Below are 19,896 nucleotides of genomic sequence, written 5' to 3' on the forward strand. Positions count from 1 at the left end.
CTCCGCTAACACGAAAGCTCTATCAACCTCGAACGGGGTTCGGGCCGGCGGTCAGTTTCGCTTTCGCATCTTGCAGGAACTGCCAAGCCTGGATCGGTGACATTGAATCAATGTCGACTGTTTCAATCTCTTGGATCAGCGGGTGATCGGCATAGCCAAACAACGTCAATTGATAGGTGTCGCCGGAGCCCTTTCCGTTGGGTCCACTTGGTGGAGCGATCGTGGGTCGGTCGAGACTGTCACGGTGGTCTGCTTCAAGTTGTGCCAGGACATCCTTCGCACGCTCGTTGACTTCGACCGGAATCCCGGCCAATCGCGCGACTTGGATGCCGTAACTCTTGTCAGCACTCCCCGGCACGATGCGGTGCAAGAACACCACTTCGTCTTGCCATTCTTTCACCGCGACGCTGAGGTTGGCGACGCGCGGCAGCGTTTCTTGGAGTGCGGCGAGTTCGTGATAGTGGGTTGCGAAAAGCGTTCTTGCGCCGATTTGTTCGTGCAAATGCTCCGTGATCGCCCAGGCCAACGACAAGCCATCGTACGTGCTGGTTCCTCGACCGATTTCGTCAAGGATGACCAAGCTGCGTGAGGTTGCCGTGTTCAGAATCCGAGCGGTCTCGACCATCTCGACCATGAACGTGCTTTGGCCGCGACTGAGTTCATCGCTCGCACCAACGCGAGCGAAGATTCGATCGGCGATTCCAATTTCGGCGGAGGTCGCGGGGACGAAGCTGCCGGTTTGTGCCAGCAAAGTGATCAACGCGACTTGGCGAATGTACGTGCTCTTACCGGCCATGTTGGGGCCGGTGATCAGCAAGATCATTCCCGTTTCGGGACTTTGAATGCAATCGTTGGGAACAAACTCGCCCTGCGCCATCGTGACATCCAGCACCGGGTGTCGGCCACCTTCAATACGAAGCACGCTGTCATCGGTCAGGGTTGGACGCACCCAGTGATGTTGCGCCGCGACTTCTGCCAATGATGCGACCACGTCGGTCATGGCGATGGCGTTCGCAACTTCCTGCAAGATCGCCAGATGCTTGTGCGTGTTTTCGCGGAGCAGCGTGAAGAGCATTTGCTCGCGCCTGGACGCCTTTTCATCCGCCGCGAGAACCTTCTCTTCGTATTCCTTCAGCTCCGGCGTGATGTACCGTTCGCAGTTCTTCAGTGTTTGCTTGCGAATGAAGTCCGCGGGGATTTTGTCTTTGTGTGCGTTGCTGACTTCCAGGAAGTAACCAAAGACGCGGTTGTAACCAACCTTCAGATTGGGGATGCCGGTTTCGTCCATTTGTCGCTGTTGATATTCAGCGATCCAGCGTTTGCCGCCGCGAGCCAATTCGCGGAGTGTGTCGAGTTCGGAATCAAAGCCTTCACGAATGAAGTTGCCGTCGGCAGCCGACAGCGGGCATTCATCATTGAGGGCGGACTCGAGTTGTTCGCGAAGTTCGGGACAGAGATGCAGTTCCGATTCCAGTTGAGTCAGACACACGCTGTCTCGTTCGGCCAAACGAGCTTTAAGGGCCGGAAGACCACTCAGCGTGACCGCGATCTGTCGCAAGTCGCGCGGTCCGGTGCGCCCGGTGGCGACTCGAGCCAGCAAACGGGTCAGGTCGTATGTGTCACCAAGGACGGTGCGGATGTCGCTTCGCAGGGTGTTGTTGCGAACGAACTCGTCCACCGCGTCCGTTCGATAGGTGATCGCGTCCGCATCGATAAGCGGAGCAGCCAAGTGATCCGCGAGCAATCGCGAACCCATCGGCGTCACGGTCCGGTCAATCACGCCGAGCAAAGCACCTTCGCGAGAACCGGTTCGCATCGTCCGAGTGATTTCGAGACTGCGTCGCGTCGCGGCGTCGATCTGCAAAACCGGGCTGCGGTTGTGGCAGGTCAACGAACGAAAGTGATCCAGTGATCCTCGCTGGGTTTCTTTCAGATAACAAAGCACCGCACCGGCGGCTCGGATCGCAACGTCGCCGTTGTCTTCAAACCCAAGGCCTTCCAGGTTGGCAACCGAAAGCTGTTTGCACAGCGATTTTTCGGCGTCGGCGGCCGCGTAGCTCCAGGCGGGACGAGCGGTCCAAGACCAAGTCGCGGTTGGGTCGGGGTGAACGGAAGCGTCGTCTTCGCAGTGAAGCACTTCGGCGGGACCAATTCGAGCGAGCTCATCGTCCAGGCGGGCTCGCGGGAAAACGCCGGCCTCGAAACGGCCGCTGGAAAGTTCCGCCCACGCGATCCCGACGACGTCGCCACCGCTCGGGTCGTTGTTTTTGGCTGCTTCTTTCTTCGCTTTTTCGCGAGCCTTCTGGCTTGGTGCGAAAACGGCGGCCAAGTAGTTCGGTTCCTTGGGATCGAGCAATCCCTCGTCGGTCAACGTGCCGGCGCTGACCACCCGAGTGATCTCGCGGCGGACCAAGCCCTTGGCGGCTTTTGGGTCTTCGACTTGCTCGCAGACCGCGGCTCGAAAGCCCGCACGAATCAGCTTTTGCAGGTACTGATCCAACTGATGATGGGGGAAACCCGCCATCGCCGTCGGATTATCGCTGTCTTTGTCGCGGCTGGTGAGGGTCAGCCCCAAGATCCCCGCAGCGACCTTGGCGTCGTCCAAAAACAGCTCGTAGAAATCGCCCATGCGAAAGAAGAGCAATGCGTCACCGCACGCCTCTTTCGCCTCGTGGTACTGTCGCATCATGGGAGTCATGGTGCGAATCGTACCGGCAGGCCGCCGCCTCGGACAGCCTCGCTGGGGTCACATTTGCGAGTAAGGTTTCGCCGAGAGTACGAATTTGTCGATCCGGCTGACCGTGCCACCGTAGCGAGGGTTTTTGCTCAGCACTTTCCAGTCCGGGTGGGCACGGAATGCGTCCCAAGCTTTTTCGCGGGCCGCTTCGTTTTTGTACACCGTCAGGTAGGTCAAGCTAGGCATTTGCGGTCCCACCAGAGCTTGCCCGATGAAAATGGGCTGAATGCCGCTGTCGAGAAAAATCGGCACTTCGCCGGCGTTGAACATTTCGACTTTCAGGTCACCCAGTCGCTCGTTGGCACTTTCGTACAGGCGAAGTTCGTACACCCGTTCGCCGTTTTCCAGCGTTCCGTCAGGAACGACGGTTTTGGGCCAGCAATCCATCGCGGTGAGCAATTCGCTGCTGATTCGCGAATAAGGAGGCGACTTCGCGTCGCGGCCCAAGTAATCCGCGGCGGCATTTTGATATTCCGAATCCTTGGCCAATGCGGCTCGTGACGTTTCCACCTGCCCAAGTTCGGTGAACGGGATGATGACAAAGACCGATCCCGCTTTGGTTTCGGAGTTCTCTTTGGGGGCAAAGACGCCGACCGGGCCAATGTTTTGTCGTTCCAATGCGGGAATCAGTGCTTTTTCAAGATACTGATCAATCGCCGCCGCATCGCCCTTTTCGCCCAAAACAATCGTGCGGACTTCGTAGTATTCGTCAGCAAAACTCATGGCAGATTGCAAGCAAGCGGTGAGGCAAAGAGCGGCGGTCCAGCCGAATGTCATCCATCGTTTCATGGGAAGTGTCTTCAAAGTGGGAGGGAAGGATCGTTGTCCGGAGGAACGAACGCAGCAGGCGAATCGGAAGTGCGTCCGGCAACCAGCGTCAATTTAACACAGCCGACCGCACCAGATTTAACTCGGCCGGTGGAGTCGAATTCACACCGTCGGTGGCGAACGAATTTCACGGCTAATTTGCGTCCTTGCTGATTAGCGGGTTTCGTGGGAGTCCACTCATCGGATTCGCGTGATACGATTTTCAACGAGGGCGTTGGCTTTGCCGATCGACCCTCCACGTATCTTCACTCCAATTCAGCGGAACGAAACTGTTGACGGATCCAGACGGCACGCCAGCGACCGACGCCCCACCGTTGCTCGAGTTGCGGGGTGTCAGCAAGCACTACGCGGACGGCGATGTCGACGCATTGGTGAATGTCAGTTTATCAATCGCGTCCGCCGAATTTGTGGCCGTCGTCGGGCCCAGCGGAGGTGGGAAGTCGACTTTGCTGAACATGTTGGGGGCTTTGGATGAGCCAACTCGGGGTGAGGTTTGGTTTGAAGGCAAACCGTTGTCGCAACAACCCAGTCTGGACCGGTTTCGAGCTCATGAGATCGGATTCATCTTTCAGTCGTATCATTTGTTGCCCAATCTGACCGCTCAAGAGAACGTGCAACTGACAATGTTCGACACGCACCCCAACGTGTCGCAACGAAAAGCCGAAGCGATCCGTTTGTTAGAAAGAGTTGGACTCGGCGATCGAGTGAACCATCGCGCCGACAAGCTTTCGATCGGGCAAAGACAACGTGTTGCCATCGCGCGAGCGATTGCGGGGAACCCGCCATTGATCTTGGCCGATGAGCCCACCGGTGCACTTGATACCGAGCGTGGGAACGAGGTGATGGATTTGCTCGATGAAATCCGCAAAGAAGAAAACTCCACACTCGTCGTGGTGACTCATGATGAACGCGTGGCAGAGCGTGCTGACCGGGTAGTCTATATATGTGACGGAATGTTGCGGACCGTCTAAGATGTGGTGTGTGCTTTAGCAGACCCTTGCGGTCTGTTCCTTCGTACAGCCATCTTCAAACCTTCCCAACACAAAAGCCACGGCACGCGATGCGTGATCTATCGACTTTGTTCTTGACCCGCGACGGAAAACGCAATCTGAATCAGCGAAAGCTTGGTTCGTGGAATTGGATTGTGTCCGTGATCTGCGTCGTTGCGCTGGTTCCGTTTGCGAACGCTGACGACGCGAGCGAACCGGAAGATGCGATCCAGTTCAATCGCGACATCCGTCCAATCTTGTCTGAGAATTGCTTTCACTGTCACGGACCAGACGACGAAAACCGTGAAGCTGGTTTGCACTTGGATACCGAAGAAGGGGCCAAGGACTGGGCGATTGTCGAAGGCGATTGGGAAGCCAGTGAAGTCTGGTTGCGAATGGTGTCTGATGATCCGGACATGTTGATGCCGCCGCCGGATTCGGAACGCAAAGTGACACCCGAGCAAACCGAACTCGTGCGTCGTTGGATCGAACAAGGTGCTCACTATCAAAGCCATTGGTCGTTCATCTCACCGGCGGACGTCGATGTTCCAGATGAAGACGCACTCGGCGAGCAGTCATCGGCTGGAGCGAACGAGATCGATCGGTTCCTCAATCTCGCGTTGACCAAGGCTGGGTTGCAGCCCGAAGGTGAAGCCGACCGAGAAACTTGGTTGCGCCGGGTAACGTTTGACTTGATAGGCATTCCGCCGACGCTTTCGGAGATGGACGCGTTCTTGGCGGATGACAGTCCGATGGCCAAGGTCCGCGTGATCGATCGATTGCTCGCGCGTCCCGAATACGGCGAACGCATGGCGACCGATTGGCTCGACGCCGCACGGTACAGCGACACATATGGGTATCAAGTCGATCGTGATCGCTTTGTCTGGCCATGGCGAGATTGGGTGACCAACGCGTTCAACGACAACATGCCTTACGACGAATTTGTGACGCAGCAATTGGCGGGCGATTTGTTGCCGGGTGCGACCCGCGAACAGATCTTGGCGACCACGTTCAATCGTTTGCATCCACAGAAGGTCGAAGGCGGAAGCGTGCCGGAAGAGTTTCGCATTGAGTATGTTGCCGACCGAGCTCAGACCGTTGCGACTGCGATGATGGGACTGACGTATGAATGTTGCCGATGTCACAACCACAAATACGATCCGATCAGCCAAGAGAATTATTTCCAACTGAATGCGTTCTTCGACAACATTGACGAAGCCGGGTTGTATTCGTATTTCACGCCATCGGTTCCAACGCCCACATTGCCGTTGCCGACCGAAGAAGAGGAACGCCGGTTGAAGCAGTTGCAAAGCGACATTGCCGTCGCGGAACAACGGCTTCGAACAACGATCCAAGAGCGACGTGATCATTGGTCTGAACAGTTGAATCAGACCAATTTAACTTCGATCGATTCATTGCCAGAACATCGTTTGGCGAAGCCTGTCGCCTCACTGGATTTCGAAGACGAACCCAAATCGCCCAACCAGTCAGTCGAAGGCAAAGTCGGGAAGGCTTGGCAATTGACCGGCGATGACGCCGTTGCGACCGAAGTGGGGAACTTTGATCGTTCCCAACCGTTTTCGGTTTCCCTTTGGATGAAGACTCCCGACCTCAAGGAACGCGCCGTCGTCTGGCATCGTTCGAGAGCTTGGACCGACGCCGCCAGTCGTGGTTATGAATTGCTGATCTTGGATGGAAAACTTCAGTGGTCGCAGATTCACTTTTGGCCGGGCAATGCGATCAGCGTTGTGACGAACGAAGCTATTCCCGTTGGTGAGTGGGTGCATGTCACGGCCACAACCGAAGGATCCAGTTCAGCATCTGGGCTGAAAATCCACGTCAACGGAAAAGCGGTCGAAACCAGCGTTGTTCGAGATACCCTGACCAAGCAAATCCAAGGCGGTGGTGGCGACAACATCACCATCGGCGAACGGATGCGAGATCGTGGTTTCAAGAAAGGGGCCGTCGACCAGTTCCGCGTCTTTGATGTTCGCTTGAGCGACTTGGAGATTCAGCAACTCGCACGCGATAAATATGAGTTCGACACCGAATCGGACTGGGATCGGGATCAGTTGATCGACCATGCCTTAGAGCGTTGGGACGAAGAAGTCGCCTCGGCTCGAGCCAAGTTGCGCGAGGCTCGCGTTGCGAAGTGCAAGTTGGAAGATTCGCTCGATGAAATCATGGTGATGCGTGAGTTGCCTGAGCAACGGCCCACTCACTTGCTCGCCCGCGGCGTCTACGACAGTCCACAACAAGTCGTCCAGCCAGGCACGCCTGACTTCTTGCCGCCGATGAACTCGGACGGCTCATCCAGACCGAACCGATTGACGTTGGCCAAATGGTTGTGTGACCGAGGGCATCCGCTGACGTCACGAGTCGCAGTGAACCGATTGTGGCAAATCTGTTTTGGCCAGGGTCTGGTCCGCACGCCCGAAGATTTTGGAAGCCAGGGGATGCCGCCGACGCATCCAGAATTGCTGGATTGGTTGGCTTTGGATCTAACAGACAATGGCTGGGACCTGAAGCGAATGATGAAGCAGATCATGCTCTCAGATGCCTATGGTCGAAGCAGTGTCTCGACACAAGACAAACTCGCATTGGTTGATCCGTCCAATCGGCTGCTGTCGCACTTTCCGACTTATCGATTGCCCGCCGAAATGTTGCGTGACCAAGCACTCGCCGCCGGCGGACGCTTGGTTCGAACGATGGGCGGACCGCCAGCGAAACCATACGAAGTGGAAGTGTCGTTCAAGCCCACCGATCGCGACAAAGGCGAGGGTTTGTACCGGCGGAGTTTGTACACGTATTGGAAACGCACCAGCCCCGCTCCGGTGATGACAACATTGGATGCTGCCAAGCGAGATGTTTGTCGTGTTCAGCGTGAACGAACCGCGTCGCCACTGCAGGCGTTCGTGATGCTCAACGGCCCGCAAACGATCGAGGCCTCTCGCGGTTTAGCGGAACGATTGGTTCGGGAAGCATCCTCCCAAGACGTGAAGACGGTGCTTCGTGATGCATTCCGTGTCACAACGAGCCGGCGTCCAACGCAAGACCACCTGAGTGTGCTGGTCGATTTGTACGACGAGCAACTCAACTACTTTCAAACTCATGAATCAGCAACGAGCGAATTTCTCTCGATCGGCGATGCCGAGCCGGATGCTTCTCTGGACGCCAACCGCGTGGCAGCGATGACGGTTGTGGTAGGAACGTTGCTGAACTTTGATCTCTGTCTGGTGAAACGATGAACGAATCCGCACTGAATCCGATTTCAATCAATCGTCGTGCTCTGCTTCAGAATTCCGCTTATGGATTCGGCGGCATGGCTCTTGGGGAGTTGCTCGCCAGCAGTCTGGGCGAATCCAGTGCCTTCGCGAATTCAGCGGATGCGCATGGTGAGGGGACGCCCGTTCCGGGGTCGATGGGGACGTTGCATCACGCCGCGAAAGCCAAGCGGGTGATCTTTTTGTTCCAGTCCGGTGCGCCGTCACAGTTGGATTTGTTTGATTACAAACCTTTGCTGAATCAAAAACACGGTACGGAACTGCCCGACGAAATTCGCGGTGGCCAGCGTTTGACCGGGATGAGCGGCAATCAATCCAGTTTGCCGCTGGTGGGCTCGCCTTTTGAATTCAAGCAGCATGGCGAGTCTGGCACTTGGATGAGTGACCAACTGCCCTACACATCTAAAATCGCGGACGACATTTGCGTCGTTCGGTCGATGTACACCGAGGCGATCAACCACGGCCCCGCGGTCACGTTCATGCAAACGGGAAGCATGTTCCCTGGGCGACCCAGCATGGGTGCTTGGGTGGACTACGGTTTGGGCAGCGAGAACGAAAACCTGCCCGCGTTTGTGGTGATGACGACCAAGAACCAAAACAGTGGCCAGCCATTGGTGTCACGATTTTGGGGCAACGGTTTCCTGCCCAGCGAGCACCAGGGCGTTCAATTCCGTAGTGGTGCCGATCCAGTCTTATACTTGAGCAACCCACAGGGCATCGATTCAAAGAGTCGACGCTCGGCGATGGATGCTCTTTCAAAGTTGCATCAAATGCAATTGGCGACCCAAGCGGATCCATTGGTCGAGGCTCGCATTGCCCAGTACGAAATGGCGTTTGCGATGCAGTCTTCGATTCCCGAAGCCACCGACTTTGCTGACGAACCCGAAGAGGTTTTCGAACTGTACGGCAAAGATTCCAAAAACCCCGGTTCGTTCGCCGCGAATTGTTTGATGGCCCGGCGATTGGCTCAGCGCGGCGCGCGTTTCATCCAGCTTTACCACAAGGGATGGGATCACCACGGCGGATTGCCTAAGGGATTGCCCAATCAATGCAAGGCGACCGATCAAGCGTCTGCGGCTTTGGTTCAGGATTTGAAACGATTGGGAATGCTGGAAGACACACTGGTCATCTGGGGCGGCGAGTTCGGACGCACAAACTATTGTCAGGGCAAACTGACGGAAAACAGTTTCGGCCGTGATCACCACCCGCGGTGTTTCAGTTTGTGGATGGCCGGCGGAGGGGTGAAGCCGGGGATTGTGCACGGTGCAACAGATGACTTTGGTTACAACCTGACGGAAGATCCCGTGCACATTCACGACTTGCACGCGACTATCATGCACTTGCTAGGAGTCGACCACGAGCGTCTGACGTTCCGATACCAGGGACGCCAATTCCGTTTGACCGATGTGCACGGTGAAGTTGTGCACGACATCCTGGCATGACCGGGTGAACGTCGTCGGTGCGATCGCCTCATCAATCTTTCGCTTTCTGTTGAGGCTGTATCGATGTTGCGTTGTGTTTGTCTGTTGGGTTGCTTGCTGGTCGCGGTCTCATCTCGCGCTGAGACACCGTCTGATTCGGAATCCCCCAAGCCTCTGCAAATTTATATTCTGGCCGGACAGTCCAACATGGAAGGTCACGCCAAGGTCGAAACGATTGACTACATGAGCGATGACCCGAATTGCGAGGCGTTGCTCAATCGAATGCGAAACGAGGACGGATCTTTCCGCGTTTGCGATCGAGTTTCCATCTCTTACTTGACCGGTCGAGGTGAGAACAACGGAGAAGGCGTTGGCAAGCTGACCGCCGGCTACGGCTCGCGACCAACACCAAGTGAAGACGGCGGCAAGATTGGGCCCGAGTTCACGTTTGGATTGACGCTGGAAGAAAACACCGAAGCCCCGATCCTGTTGATCAAAACGGCGTGGGGCGGCAAGTCATTGTTCTACGATTTTCGTCCACCGAGTGCTGGCGTCTACGCGAGAACCCAAAACGACATCGAGCGAGATCGCAACGGCGAGAAGCATTCAGGAAAATACTATCGGTTGATGGTTGATCATGTGAAATCGGTGCTCAATGACCTCGATCGGGTCGTGCCTTCCTACCAATCCGAACAGGGCTACGAACTAGCGGGATTTGTTTGGTTCCAAGGTTGGAATGACGTCGTCAATCGGGATGTTTATCCGCGACTACCCGCCGATGCCAAGCAGAACCGATTCGCGAAATATTCCGAATGGATGGCGGACTTCATTCGTGACGTGCGATCGGATCTGGACGCTGCGGAGTTGCCGTTTGTGATTGGCGTGATGGGAGTCGATGGTGAGCACCCGAGTCCCGATCATCAGCAATTCCGAGATGCGATGGCAGCGCCGGCGAAGCTCGATGAATTCCGCGGCAATGTGGTCGCGGTGCCCACGGGGCCTTATTGGGACGACAAGCTGGGAGCCATCGCGAGCAAGTTCGGGGAGGTGCGGCAGAAGTCGTATCAATTGCGAACGAAGCAGCGGGGGCATGAGAATCACGACGGCTCGATGTCCAAAGAACAGCAAGCCGAGTTCATGCGGGAGTTTGAACGCGAGTTGATTTCAGAAGAGGAACTCGCGTTGTGGAAACGAGGCGCATCGAACGCCGGGTACCACTATCTGGGCTGCGGAAAAACGATGGCCCAAATCGGCGAAGCATTCGCGATGGCGATGTTGGAGTTGCAAGGCAGTTCGAACTAGTCGGCGAACGAAGGAGATCGCGGAGGTCAACACGAGTCCAGTTGTCCTGGACTCGCCCGCTCAATTCTCTTTCCTGTCTTAGGTCAGCGAAGGACGAGCTTCGCTTGTTCCCGTCGTTTCTTCGTGCTCGACCAAGAAGCGTTCCGCATCGAGAGCGGCCATGCATCCGGTTCCGGCGGAGGTGATCGCTTGACGGTAGTAATCGTCTGCGACGTCGCCAGCTGCGAAGACACCATTGACGGAAGTGTTTGTTCGGAACGCCTTGGTCCACTGGATGTAGCCTTCGTTGTTCATTTCGACCGCACCGTCCAAGAACGAAGTGTTGGGTGTGTGGCCGATGGCGACGAACATACCGCCAACCTTTAGTTCACGGGTCGAACCATCGACCGTGTCTTTCAGACGCAAGCCGTTGACCAGCTTTTCATCGCCGAGGACTTCTTCCACGACGGTGTTCCAAAGGATCTCGATGTTGGGGTGATTGATCGCACGATCTTGCATGACTTTGCTGGCCCGCATTTGGTCGCGACGCACGAGCAAATAGATCTTGTCGGCACCTTTTAGGTTGGCCAGGTAGGTGGCTTCTTCGACCGCGGAGTCGCCACCGCCGACAACGGCCAATGGTTTGCTGCGGTAGACAGGCAATGCACCATCACAAACGGCACAGGCGCTGACGCCCTTGTTCTTGTAAAGTTCTTCGCTTGGCAGACCCAAGTAGTTGGCTCGGGCACCGGTGGCGATGATCACCGTGTGAGCTTGGACCGGCTCGCCCGAGGCTGGGTACAGCGTGTGCGGTGGTCCTGAGAAATCGACGCGTTCGATGTCGTCACCAACCACTCGTGTGCCGAAATTCAACGCTTGTTGCTTCATCAGCTCCATCAACTCGACGCCTTGCACGGCGTAGTGTGGCTGGCCGTCTTTTTCGTGGCCTTCGGGAGCCATCGGTAGGTTCCAGTGTCGATCTTTGTCGACGGCGGACTCCACGAACGCACGGACGTTGCCGGCGGGAAAACCGGCGAAGTTTTCAATTTCGGTGGTGTAGGCAAGCTGACCCAAAGGAATCATTTCTGGCTTGACCGTGCCCTCGTAAAGAACGGGATCCAGGTTCGCTCGAGCCGCATAGATGGCCGCCGACCAACCCGCCGGCCCACTGCCGATGATGATCGTCTTTTCGATTTTGGATGGGGCGTTTCCGTTGCTGGAAGCAGAGCTCATGATTCAGTCTTGATAGGTGAGTGGTCGCGAAAGCGAAATGGTCTCGATTGGGCCTGCGGCATCGTTCGGAGCCCACACGTTTCGCGTATTATAGGGGCCGAATTCGAATCGACGACCGGCCAGTGGCAGGAATTCCGCCGGGAACGATTGGGATTTGCGAATCGGTTCCGTCAAAGGGTCTCGGTCAGTTTGGCCGCTTCACTGCGATCCGCGGACCAATCGCGAAAACGGGAGGTCGTGAAAGTCGCGTCCTTCCTACTGAAGAATGGCGAGTTCCTGCCCTGCACCGCCGGTAAGCTCCGTTTGCTCGCGATCAGTCCTCGTCGCTTTCCCCTCGCCACTTGTCCTCATCGTCCCTCATCTGCTCCCGCCGTTCATCCCCACCTTTGCCAGCCGGCTGATTACTCCGTATGAGCACTCTTGTCATTGCGATCCTTTCGATGGTCGCGTTTGTCGTCGCCTACCACACCTATGGTCGCTATCTCGCCACGAAGTTGTTTCGGCTGAGCGGTGACGAACCGATGCCCAGCGTTTCGCTGCGGGATGACGTCGATTTTGTGCCGACCAATCGGTCGATCGTTTTTGGCCACCATTTCACCAGCATCGCTGGGACGGGCCCGATCGTCGGCCCGGCGCTGGCGGTTTTTTGGGGATGGTTGCCGGCGTTGCTTTGGGTTGTGTTCGGTTCCATTCTGATCGGCGGCGTGCACGACCTGGCCGCGTTGGTGATTTCAATCCGAAACCGAGGCGAGTCGATTGGGCAAGCCGCGGGACGATTGATTTCGCCACGAGCGAAGGTGCTGTTCCTGATTGTCCTGGCGCTGGCGTTGTCGATTGTTCTGGCGGTGTTCGGGTTGGTGATTGCAAATATCTTCAAGCTGTATCCCGAATCGGTTTTGTCCGTCTGGACCGCGATGCCGGTGGCCGCGTTCATCGGTTGGGCGGTGATTCGACGCGGAGGCAATTTGGTCCTGCCGTGCTTGATCGGGCTGGGGATCCTCTATCTGACCGTTTATTTGGGCACGACGACATTGCCGTTGGATTTGGCAGAGGTGTTGCCCGCGGATGCGGTTTACATGACCCCCGTGGTCGTTTGGACTTTGTTCCTGCTCGTTTATGCCTTTTTCGCTTCGGTGTTGCCGGTTTGGTTGTTGCTTCAGCCCCGTGACTTCTTGAACAGTTTGCAGTTGGGTGTGGCCTTGGTTTTGTTGGTCGCTGGTTTGGCAGTTGCTTCGCTGAACGGGCAAGCCAACTTGGCCACCGCAGCACCCGCGATTGCCAAGCAAGTGCCCGCGGACGCGCCACCAATGTTGCCGTTTTTGTTCATTACCATCGCATGTGGTGCTTGCAGCGGATTTCATTGTTTGGTCAGCAGCGGTACGACGAGCAAGCAGCTCAAAAACGCTCGTGATGCTCAGATGATTGGATATGGTTCCATGCTGGGCGAAGGCATGCTGGCCGTGTTGGTGATCTTGGCCTGTTGCGCGGGAGTCGGCATGGGCCGGCTGACTCGCGATACGTCATCTGGGTCGATCGAGATCACACGCCAAGAACCCGTCGCGATGGCGGAAGTTTCTGCGGAGGAAGCCGCATTGGATGGCTCGGCAGCATGGCGTTCCTATTACCGAACCGGACGAACGACCACCGATGGCTCCGAAGGAGCTGCCGCAGCTGCGGGTGGTGGTTGGAAGGGACAAGGGCTCGACAAAAAGCTGGCTGCTTTCATCGACGGGGGTGCCAACTTCATTTCAGCAATCGGTATCCCGTTGAAATACGGCGTTGCGATCATGGCGGTGATGGTTGCCTGTTTCGCCGCGACAACCTTGGACACTGCGACTCGTCTGCAGCGTTATGTGATCAGTGAACTCGCCTCATCGGCCGGTTGGCAGGCTGGTACCAACAAATACGTTGCAACGACGATCGCTGTTGGCATCGGAATGGCCATCGCCGTTTTCGCGGGCGATAGCCCCGGCAAAGGCGGCTTGATGTTGTGGCCGTTGTTTGGCGCAACCAATCAGCTTTTGGCTGGTTTGGCTTTGATGGTCGCCGTTTTTTATCTCGCGCGACGCAGTCGACCTGTCGCGGTTCTAGCAATTCCAATGGGCATGATGTTGTTGTTGCCGGCGTGGGCAATGGTCTTTGATTTGGTCAACAACTGGTGGCCGCAGCGAGACTATGTACTGATCGGATTCGGAACTTTGGTTTTGATTCTGCAGGCTTGGATGGTGGGCGAAGCGGTTTCCCTATGGCGACGTTTGCCCGAAGTGATGAAGGAAGCCAAGGCAAATGGCGAACCGACGAGCACTGATCCTCTCGCGACTCCGTAATTGACTCGAGCGTCATGGACGCTGCTTTACGGTGTTCCGAGCTTCATTGCCGCGATCCAGCTTTTGCGACGCTGTACCTCTCGAAATACAGCGAGCTTTGAGGCGCAGTGTTCTTCAATGGACCATCGTGATTGCGAATTGCCGCTGCGCAAAAGCGGTGTCGAAGTAGCACGTCTAGGGGGCGGTTCCCGATTGCGGAAGCTTTTCGAGAAGCAACGGCCAATTTCTTCACAATATCTTCAACACGACTTCTTGGCCCAAATTGGCGAGTTCGCTGTGTTAAGGGTGGGGCAATGCCGCAAAACCCAGTGTTTTAGGGGGTGGAAGGGGCTGTTCCGTCGACTGGCCCGATGCGTTTGTCAAGCCGAGGAAGAGGATTACAATTCCACCGCGCGGGCACCAAACCGCATCAAAGGATTGCAAGAGACGGATTTTGTGCCTTTTCGAACAGACGTTCCCCACTCCCTCTATCGTCCCAGAAATCCAGGCGATCCGACAATGAAATTCTCCTCTTTCGCTTTCTCGTGCTTGATCGCCCTCGCGGTCGTTTCGACAGGCTGTGACAAGTCTTCATCGAACACTGAGCCCGGCGCCGATTCATCGGCACCAGCGGCTGAATCAAACTTGGTCGGCACGATCAAAGTCGACGGCAGCAGCACCGTGCAGCCGATCAGCAACGCCATCCGCGAAGGCTTCATCAAAGAACACCCCAACGTTGACATCATCGTCAGCGGCAACGGGACCGGAAACGGATTCAAGAGCTTCTACGACAAGGGCACTGACATCTCCGATGCTTCGCGTCCCATCAAAGGCGGCGAATTCGAACAGTGCAAAGAGAATGGCGTTGAGTTTGTTGAGCTGCCCGTCGCATACGATGGTTTGACCATCGTTGTGAACCCTCAAAACGACTGGGTCAAAGAACTGACGGTCGATCAACTGAAGTCGATGTTCGTCGGCGACGACGCAGTGAAGAACTGGAGCGATGTGGATCCAAGTTGGCCTGAAGAAGCAATTCAAATCTATTCCCCAGGTACGGGATCGGGAACCTACGATTACTTCCACGAAGTATTGGCGAAGAAGTCGAAGAAAGAACTCCGTGGCGACATGAACCTGAACGAAGATGACAACATCTTGGTCAAGGGCGTTTCAGACAACAAATTCGCGATTGGCTTCTTCGGAGTTGCCTACTACGAAGAGAACAAGGACAAGCTTCGTTCCGTTCCTGTTGTCAATCCAAAGGATGAAGTTGCCTACGAGCCAACGACTGAGAACATTGCATCGAACAAGTACGCTCCATTCAGCCGTCCTTTGTTCATCTACGTCAACACTGACTCGCTGAATCGTGCGGAAGTTCAAACCTTCGTCGAGTACTTCGTGGCCAACACCCCCGAAGTCAGTGAAAAGGTTGGCTATGTCCGTTTGCCTGAAGCTGTGATGGCAAAGGCTCAAGCTAACTTGGACGCTGTCAAAACCGGCACCCACTTTGTCGACGAGTCGGGAGAAAGCCGTAGCGGTGCATTGACCGATTTGTTCGTTGAAGAGAATCTCGTCAAGTAAACATTGGTTTCACTTGTTTCTAGATCTTTTTGTTCGCCGCTTCCCTGGCGGCGAATGCTTTTCTTAGGGCTGCCCTGCGATCCAAGCAGGGTGGTGGATCGGGAAGACTGCTTTGAATCGTCCAGCCGCGCTCGTCAACAAGAAGTTTCGTTCGACGGGAATTGGTGTGGTGCAAGAGAAGGTCATGGTGGCTTTGCTCGCACTTTGCGCACTCATGACCATCGGGATCACCCTGGGCATCATCGTGATGCTGATTGGTGAGAGCTGGAATTTCATCCAGAGCAAGTACGTCTCTCTCAGTGAGTTCCTCACCGGAACCGAGTGGACGGCTCTTCAAAGCAAAGACATTGAGAAAGCGGAGTTCGGGATCTGGCCATTGTTGTCGGGAACCCTGCGCGTCACGGTCATTGCAATGTGCATCGCATTGCCCTGCGGTCTGATCACAGCAATCTTTTTGTCCGAGTTTGCTTCCAATCGTGTTCGAGCGATTTTAAAGCCGACGCTTGAGGTCATCGCGGGGATTCCCACGGTGGTTCTCGGCTATTTCGCAGTGTTGGTCGTCAGCCCATCGCTGCAATTTTTCTCCGGTGGTGGATTTGACACTTTCAATGCCACCAGTGCCGGAATCGCAGTTGGCATCCTTTGTTTGCCAATGGTGAGTAGTCTGTCCGAAGACGCTTTGCACGCCGTGCCACGAGCTCTTCGTGAAGGGGCGTATGGATTGGGATGCACTCCGTTTGAAACCGCCGTCAAGGTGGTCGTGCCTGGAGCACTTTCGGGGATCATCTCCGCCTTCTTGCTGGCATTCAGCCGGGCGATTGGCGAAACGATGGTGGTGGCGTTGGCAGCGGGAACGCGAGCCACTTTTACAGCTGACCCACGTGAGCAGTCTCAAACGATGACAGGCTTCATCGTTGAGATGATCAAGAGTGAGAACGAGTACGGGACCGTTCAATATTTCAGTTTGTATGCGGTCGCAATGACGCTGTTTGTGATCACTTTCGGGATGACGTTGGTCGGCCAATTGATTCGCCGTCGCTACCAAGAAGTTTACTCCTGAGTCACTCCCGCTTTTACTCACAGATACAAGTTTCATGGCGACTGATATCAACGCACTGGTCGACGACAGTGACCCGCCGGCGACCTCCGGGTATCCGGGCGGCGGCTACGCGGTATCGACTGATAACTCAAGCCGACGCAAACTATACAGTCGGTTGTTCTATCTGCTCTGCGTTTTGATCTCTGGTCTCAGCGTTGTGGTTTTGGGAGTCCTTTTAGTCTCCATCGGATGGCAAGGTCATTCGCGATTGACCTGGGATTTGCTTCAGAACTCACACAGCGAACTCAATCCTGAATCGTCTGGGATGTGGCCTTCGATCATCGGGTCGGTCTTCATCTGCGGCATTTGTGCTGCGTCCGCCCTGCCGCTGGGAATTGGCACCGCGATTTTCTTGGAAGAGTTCAAGCCGGCCAGTAAGCCGCTGCGAATGCTGCACAGCTTCATTCAATTGAATATTTCCAACCTCGCCGGTGTTCCATCCATCGTTTATGGATTGCTCGGTCTGAGTTTGTTTGTCTTCATGTTCAATGTCTTCGGTCGGATTCAGGTCAATGAATCCAGCGGGACTGAATTGTTCGGAGTCAGCCACTACTACCAGGTTCTCTCGCTTGCGGGGGGCGGGCACACGGTTCTGATTCCCCAAGAAGACGAGTCGGAAAAAACCATTAAAATTGATGAGCCCACTCAAGCGGTTTCTCGTGACGGAGAGACGTTCGAGTTGGCGATTTGGGATCCCGCATCGGGCCAGCCCAAACCGAGTGACCCGGAGGTTCGGAAGCGAACCGTTCGGAAGGGCCAAGGCGGTGGCGCTTATTCCGAAACGGAGTGGTACTACCTGAGGTTGCCGTTTGGCAAAAGCTTCCTGGCGGCAGGTTTGACGCTCTCCCTGGTTATTTTGCCTATTGTGATCATCGCATCCCAGGAAGCTCTACGCGGAGTCGCCCCCAGTTTGCGGGAAGCCTCGTTTGGATTGGGATCCACCAAGTGGCAAACTGTTCGGCATGTTTCGCTACCGGCGGCCATGCCGGGTATCATGACGGGTGCCATTTTGGCGATGGGCCGCGCGATTGGTGAAGCGGCACCAATCTTGGTGGTGCTCGGTGCCGCAGTGGCAAAGAATTCCGGGCCCCAGAATTTGATGGATAATGTGGTTACGATGCCGGTGTTGATTTTTAATTGGGCCGGCCGTCAACAAGCTGCTTATCAAGAACTCGCTGCAGCGGCGATTATCGTCTTGCTCGCCGTGTTGTTGCTGATGAACTCAGCAGCGATTTACCTTCGACAAAAAATGCGGGTGGGATAAAACGGTCCAATGAAAGCTCTAAACGCGAATATCTCCACGATGTCTGAAGTCTCTCGATCGGCGACTCCCCAATCGGATTCACCCGCGCAAGCGGAGGTGACGCCGGAAGTCTGCATTCGCATTGCAAATTTCAATGCCTGGTACGGGTCGTTTCAGGCGATTCACAACCTTTCTCTCGACGTGCCTCGCAATCAGGTGACCGCGTTCATCGGTCCCAGTGGTTGTGGCAAGAGCACGTTGTTGCGATGGATCAATCGAATGAACGACATCGTTCCCTCGGCGAATAGTCGTGGGACTCTGATGATTGATGAGTTGGATGTGCTGGCACAAACGACTGACGTTGTGAACCTTCGTCGTCGCGTCGGGATGGTGTTTCAAAAGCCCAACCCGTTTCCGAAATCCATTTACGACAACGTTGCGTTTGGCCCCAAGTTGCACCTCTATCTCAGTCGTGCTGAGCTGGATGAGTTGGTTGAATGGTCGCTTCGCAAAGCGGCGGTTTGGGATGAAGTGAAAGACCGGCTTCACGCACCCGCACTGGGGTTGTCCGGTGGTCAACAACAGCGGCTGTGTATCGCTCGTGCGATCGCGGTTGGTCCGGAAGTTCTCTTGATGGACGAGCCGTGTAGCGCACTGGATCCCGCCAGCACGTTGGCGATCGAAGACTTGATCTATGAGTTGCGAGAGCAGTACACGATCGTGATGGTGACCCACAACATGCAGCAAGCAAGCCGCTGCAGCGACCGGACGGCTTTCTTTTTCGAAGGAAAGTTGGTCGAATCGGGGTCCACGCAGGATGTCTTCACCAAGCCCCAGGAAAAGCGAACCGACGACTATGTTCGCGGTCGTTTCGGTTGATCCGCCTCACGTCCTGTGGCAGACCATCACCAATCATTCATAGCCCTTGGCCGATCATGTTCGCCGAGCGGCAGCTTTGGAATCACGCATGAGCAAGCATCTTCATCGAGCCGTTCAGGATCTCCGCACCGACTTGGTGGAGCAATTTGGCGTCGTCGAGCAGATGATCAATATGTCAGTTCGGGCACTTGTTGAACGCCGTCCCGACATGGCTGTTCAAGTGATCGAAACCGACGACAAGGTCGATGCGAAAGACATTCGGATCGAAGAAGAGTGCTTGAAGTTGTTGGCGCTCTATCAACCTGTCGCGATTGATCTTCGCTGGATGGTGTCCGCGATCAAGCTCAATGGTGATTTGGAACGCATGGCCGATCTGGCTTGCAACATCGCAGAACGGAGCAAGTCATTGGATTTGTTTCCGCTGTTCAAAGTGCCGGACGACATCAACCAAATGGTGACAATCACTCTGGAAATGGTTCGTTCCGCGCTGGATTCCTTCATCGAGCAAGATGCGGAGCTCGCTCGCGAAGTGATTTCTCGCGACGACGAGGTGGATCGTTTGAATGTCGAGTTGATCGAAGAACTGCAATCGATGATGAAAACCGACACGGACTGGATTGAGCCCGCTGTTCATTGCTTCAGTGCCACTCGCCACATCGAGCGAATTGCCGACATGGCCACCAACGTCGCGGAAGAAACCATTTACATGGTCAGCGGCGATATCATCCGTCACAAACACCACCTGGAAGAAGGCAAAGCTCACTGAGGTGGCTGGTATGGGTTGCCGGATTCGTAAGGTTTCTGCAGGTCTCCGCCGTTTGCCGGCGGAAGTTCGTCGCGCTTGAGTGATTGCGTGGGCGACGATTCATCGTCGTCCTCGCCGATCGCCAAAAGACGTTGCCGCTTCTCTTCCCAGCGTTCTCGTTGTTGCTTGAGTTTCTTGTCGATAAGCAGGGTCAATGCCGGCAAGACAACCGCCAGCAGAATGGCGATCAGAATCATGATTCTGATCGCCATT

General features: G+C 55.6%; 14 protein-coding genes. 10 read left to right on the forward strand and 4 right to left on the reverse strand.

Annotated features, from left to right (window positions below):
• Window positions 1-22: 22 nt before the first annotated feature.
• Both mutS and B2R17_RS24975 read right to left on the reverse strand, forming a co-directional pair.
• The gene (gene mutS / locus B2R17_RS24970) at window positions 23-2,698 is read right to left on the reverse strand and encodes a DNA mismatch repair protein MutS (RefSeq protein ID WP_286766156.1); all 2,676 of its coding nucleotides are present in this window, start codon (window positions 2,696-2,698) and stop codon (window positions 23-25) included.
• A gap of 48 nt (window positions 2,699-2,746) precedes the next feature.
• Window positions 2,747-3,541, reverse strand: a complete 795-nt coding sequence (locus B2R17_RS24975) for an NIPSNAP family protein (RefSeq protein ID WP_339887672.1) — start codon at window positions 3,539-3,541, stop codon at window positions 2,747-2,749.
• A 296-nt stretch (window positions 3,542-3,837) separates the two neighbouring features.
• On the opposite strand from B2R17_RS24975, the gene B2R17_RS24980 reads away from it, so the two are divergent.
• The 4 genes from B2R17_RS24980 (at window position 3,838) to B2R17_RS24995 (ending at window position 10,561) form a co-directional block, all read left to right on the forward strand.
• The gene (locus B2R17_RS24980; RefSeq protein ID WP_286766158.1) at window positions 3,838-4,536 is read left to right on the forward strand and encodes an ABC transporter ATP-binding protein; all 699 of its coding nucleotides are present in this window, start codon (window positions 3,838-3,840) and stop codon (window positions 4,534-4,536) included.
• Window positions 4,537-4,625: 89 nt separating this feature from the next.
• The gene (locus B2R17_RS24985) at window positions 4,626-7,802 is read left to right on the forward strand and encodes a DUF1553 domain-containing protein (RefSeq protein WP_286766159.1); all 3,177 of its coding nucleotides are present in this window, start codon (window positions 4,626-4,628) and stop codon (window positions 7,800-7,802) included.
• Entirely contained in the window at window positions 7,799-9,280 is a 1,482-nt protein-coding gene (locus tag B2R17_RS24990) for a DUF1501 domain-containing protein (protein WP_286766160.1), read from the forward strand. Before B2R17_RS24985 ends, B2R17_RS24990 begins: the two co-directional genes overlap by 4 nt.
• A 63-nt stretch (window positions 9,281-9,343) precedes the next feature.
• The gene (locus B2R17_RS24995) at window positions 9,344-10,561 is read left to right on the forward strand and encodes a sialate O-acetylesterase (protein WP_008663079.1); all 1,218 of its coding nucleotides are present in this window, start codon (window positions 9,344-9,346) and stop codon (window positions 10,559-10,561) included.
• A 78-nt stretch (window positions 10,562-10,639) separates the two neighbouring features.
• On the opposite strand, the gene B2R17_RS25000 is transcribed toward B2R17_RS24995, so the two are convergent.
• Complete coding sequence (locus B2R17_RS25000; RefSeq protein WP_008663077.1) at window positions 10,640-11,773, reverse strand: thioredoxin-disulfide reductase; 1,134 nt, start codon at window positions 11,771-11,773, stop codon at window positions 10,640-10,642.
• Window positions 11,774-12,183: 410 nt separating this feature from the next.
• Between B2R17_RS25000 and B2R17_RS25005 the strand changes: the two genes are divergently transcribed.
• The 6 genes from B2R17_RS25005 (at window position 12,184) to phoU (ending at window position 19,644) form a co-directional block, all read left to right on the forward strand.
• Complete coding sequence (locus tag B2R17_RS25005; RefSeq protein WP_286766161.1) at window positions 12,184-14,100, forward strand: carbon starvation CstA family protein; 1,917 nt, start codon at window positions 12,184-12,186, stop codon at window positions 14,098-14,100.
• 498 nt (window positions 14,101-14,598) lie between these two features.
• The gene (locus tag B2R17_RS25010) at window positions 14,599-15,657 is read left to right on the forward strand and encodes a PstS family phosphate ABC transporter substrate-binding protein (protein WP_008663071.1); all 1,059 of its coding nucleotides are present in this window, start codon (window positions 14,599-14,601) and stop codon (window positions 15,655-15,657) included.
• Window positions 15,658-15,769: 112 nt separating this feature from the next.
• Window positions 15,770-16,717, forward strand: a complete 948-nt coding sequence (pstC, locus tag B2R17_RS25015; RefSeq protein WP_008663070.1) for a phosphate ABC transporter permease subunit PstC — start codon at window positions 15,770-15,772, stop codon at window positions 16,715-16,717.
• A 34-nt stretch (window positions 16,718-16,751) separates the two neighbouring features.
• Window positions 16,752-18,020, forward strand: a complete 1,269-nt coding sequence (locus B2R17_RS25020) for a PstA family ABC transporter permease (RefSeq protein WP_008663068.1) — start codon at window positions 16,752-16,754, stop codon at window positions 18,018-18,020.
• 39 nt (window positions 18,021-18,059) lie between these two features.
• Entirely contained in the window at window positions 18,060-18,878 is an 819-nt protein-coding gene (pstB, locus tag B2R17_RS25025; RefSeq protein ID WP_286766162.1) for a phosphate ABC transporter ATP-binding protein PstB, read from the forward strand.
• A 76-nt stretch (window positions 18,879-18,954) separates the two neighbouring features.
• On the forward strand, window positions 18,955-19,644 hold the full coding sequence (gene phoU, locus B2R17_RS25030; RefSeq protein WP_037249523.1) for a phosphate signaling complex protein PhoU: 690 nt from the start codon (window positions 18,955-18,957) through the stop codon (window positions 19,642-19,644).
• Here phoU and B2R17_RS25035 read toward each other — a convergent pair.
• Window positions 19,638-19,896 (reverse strand): hypothetical protein (locus B2R17_RS25035; RefSeq protein ID WP_286766163.1); only part of this gene is annotated, 259 nt, incomplete at its 5' end. The genes phoU and B2R17_RS25035 overlap by 7 nt on opposite strands.

Source organism: Rhodopirellula sp. UBA1907 (genome assembly GCF_002337565.1).
Classification (GTDB): domain Bacteria; phylum Planctomycetota; class Planctomycetia; order Pirellulales; family Pirellulaceae; genus Rhodopirellula; species Rhodopirellula europaea.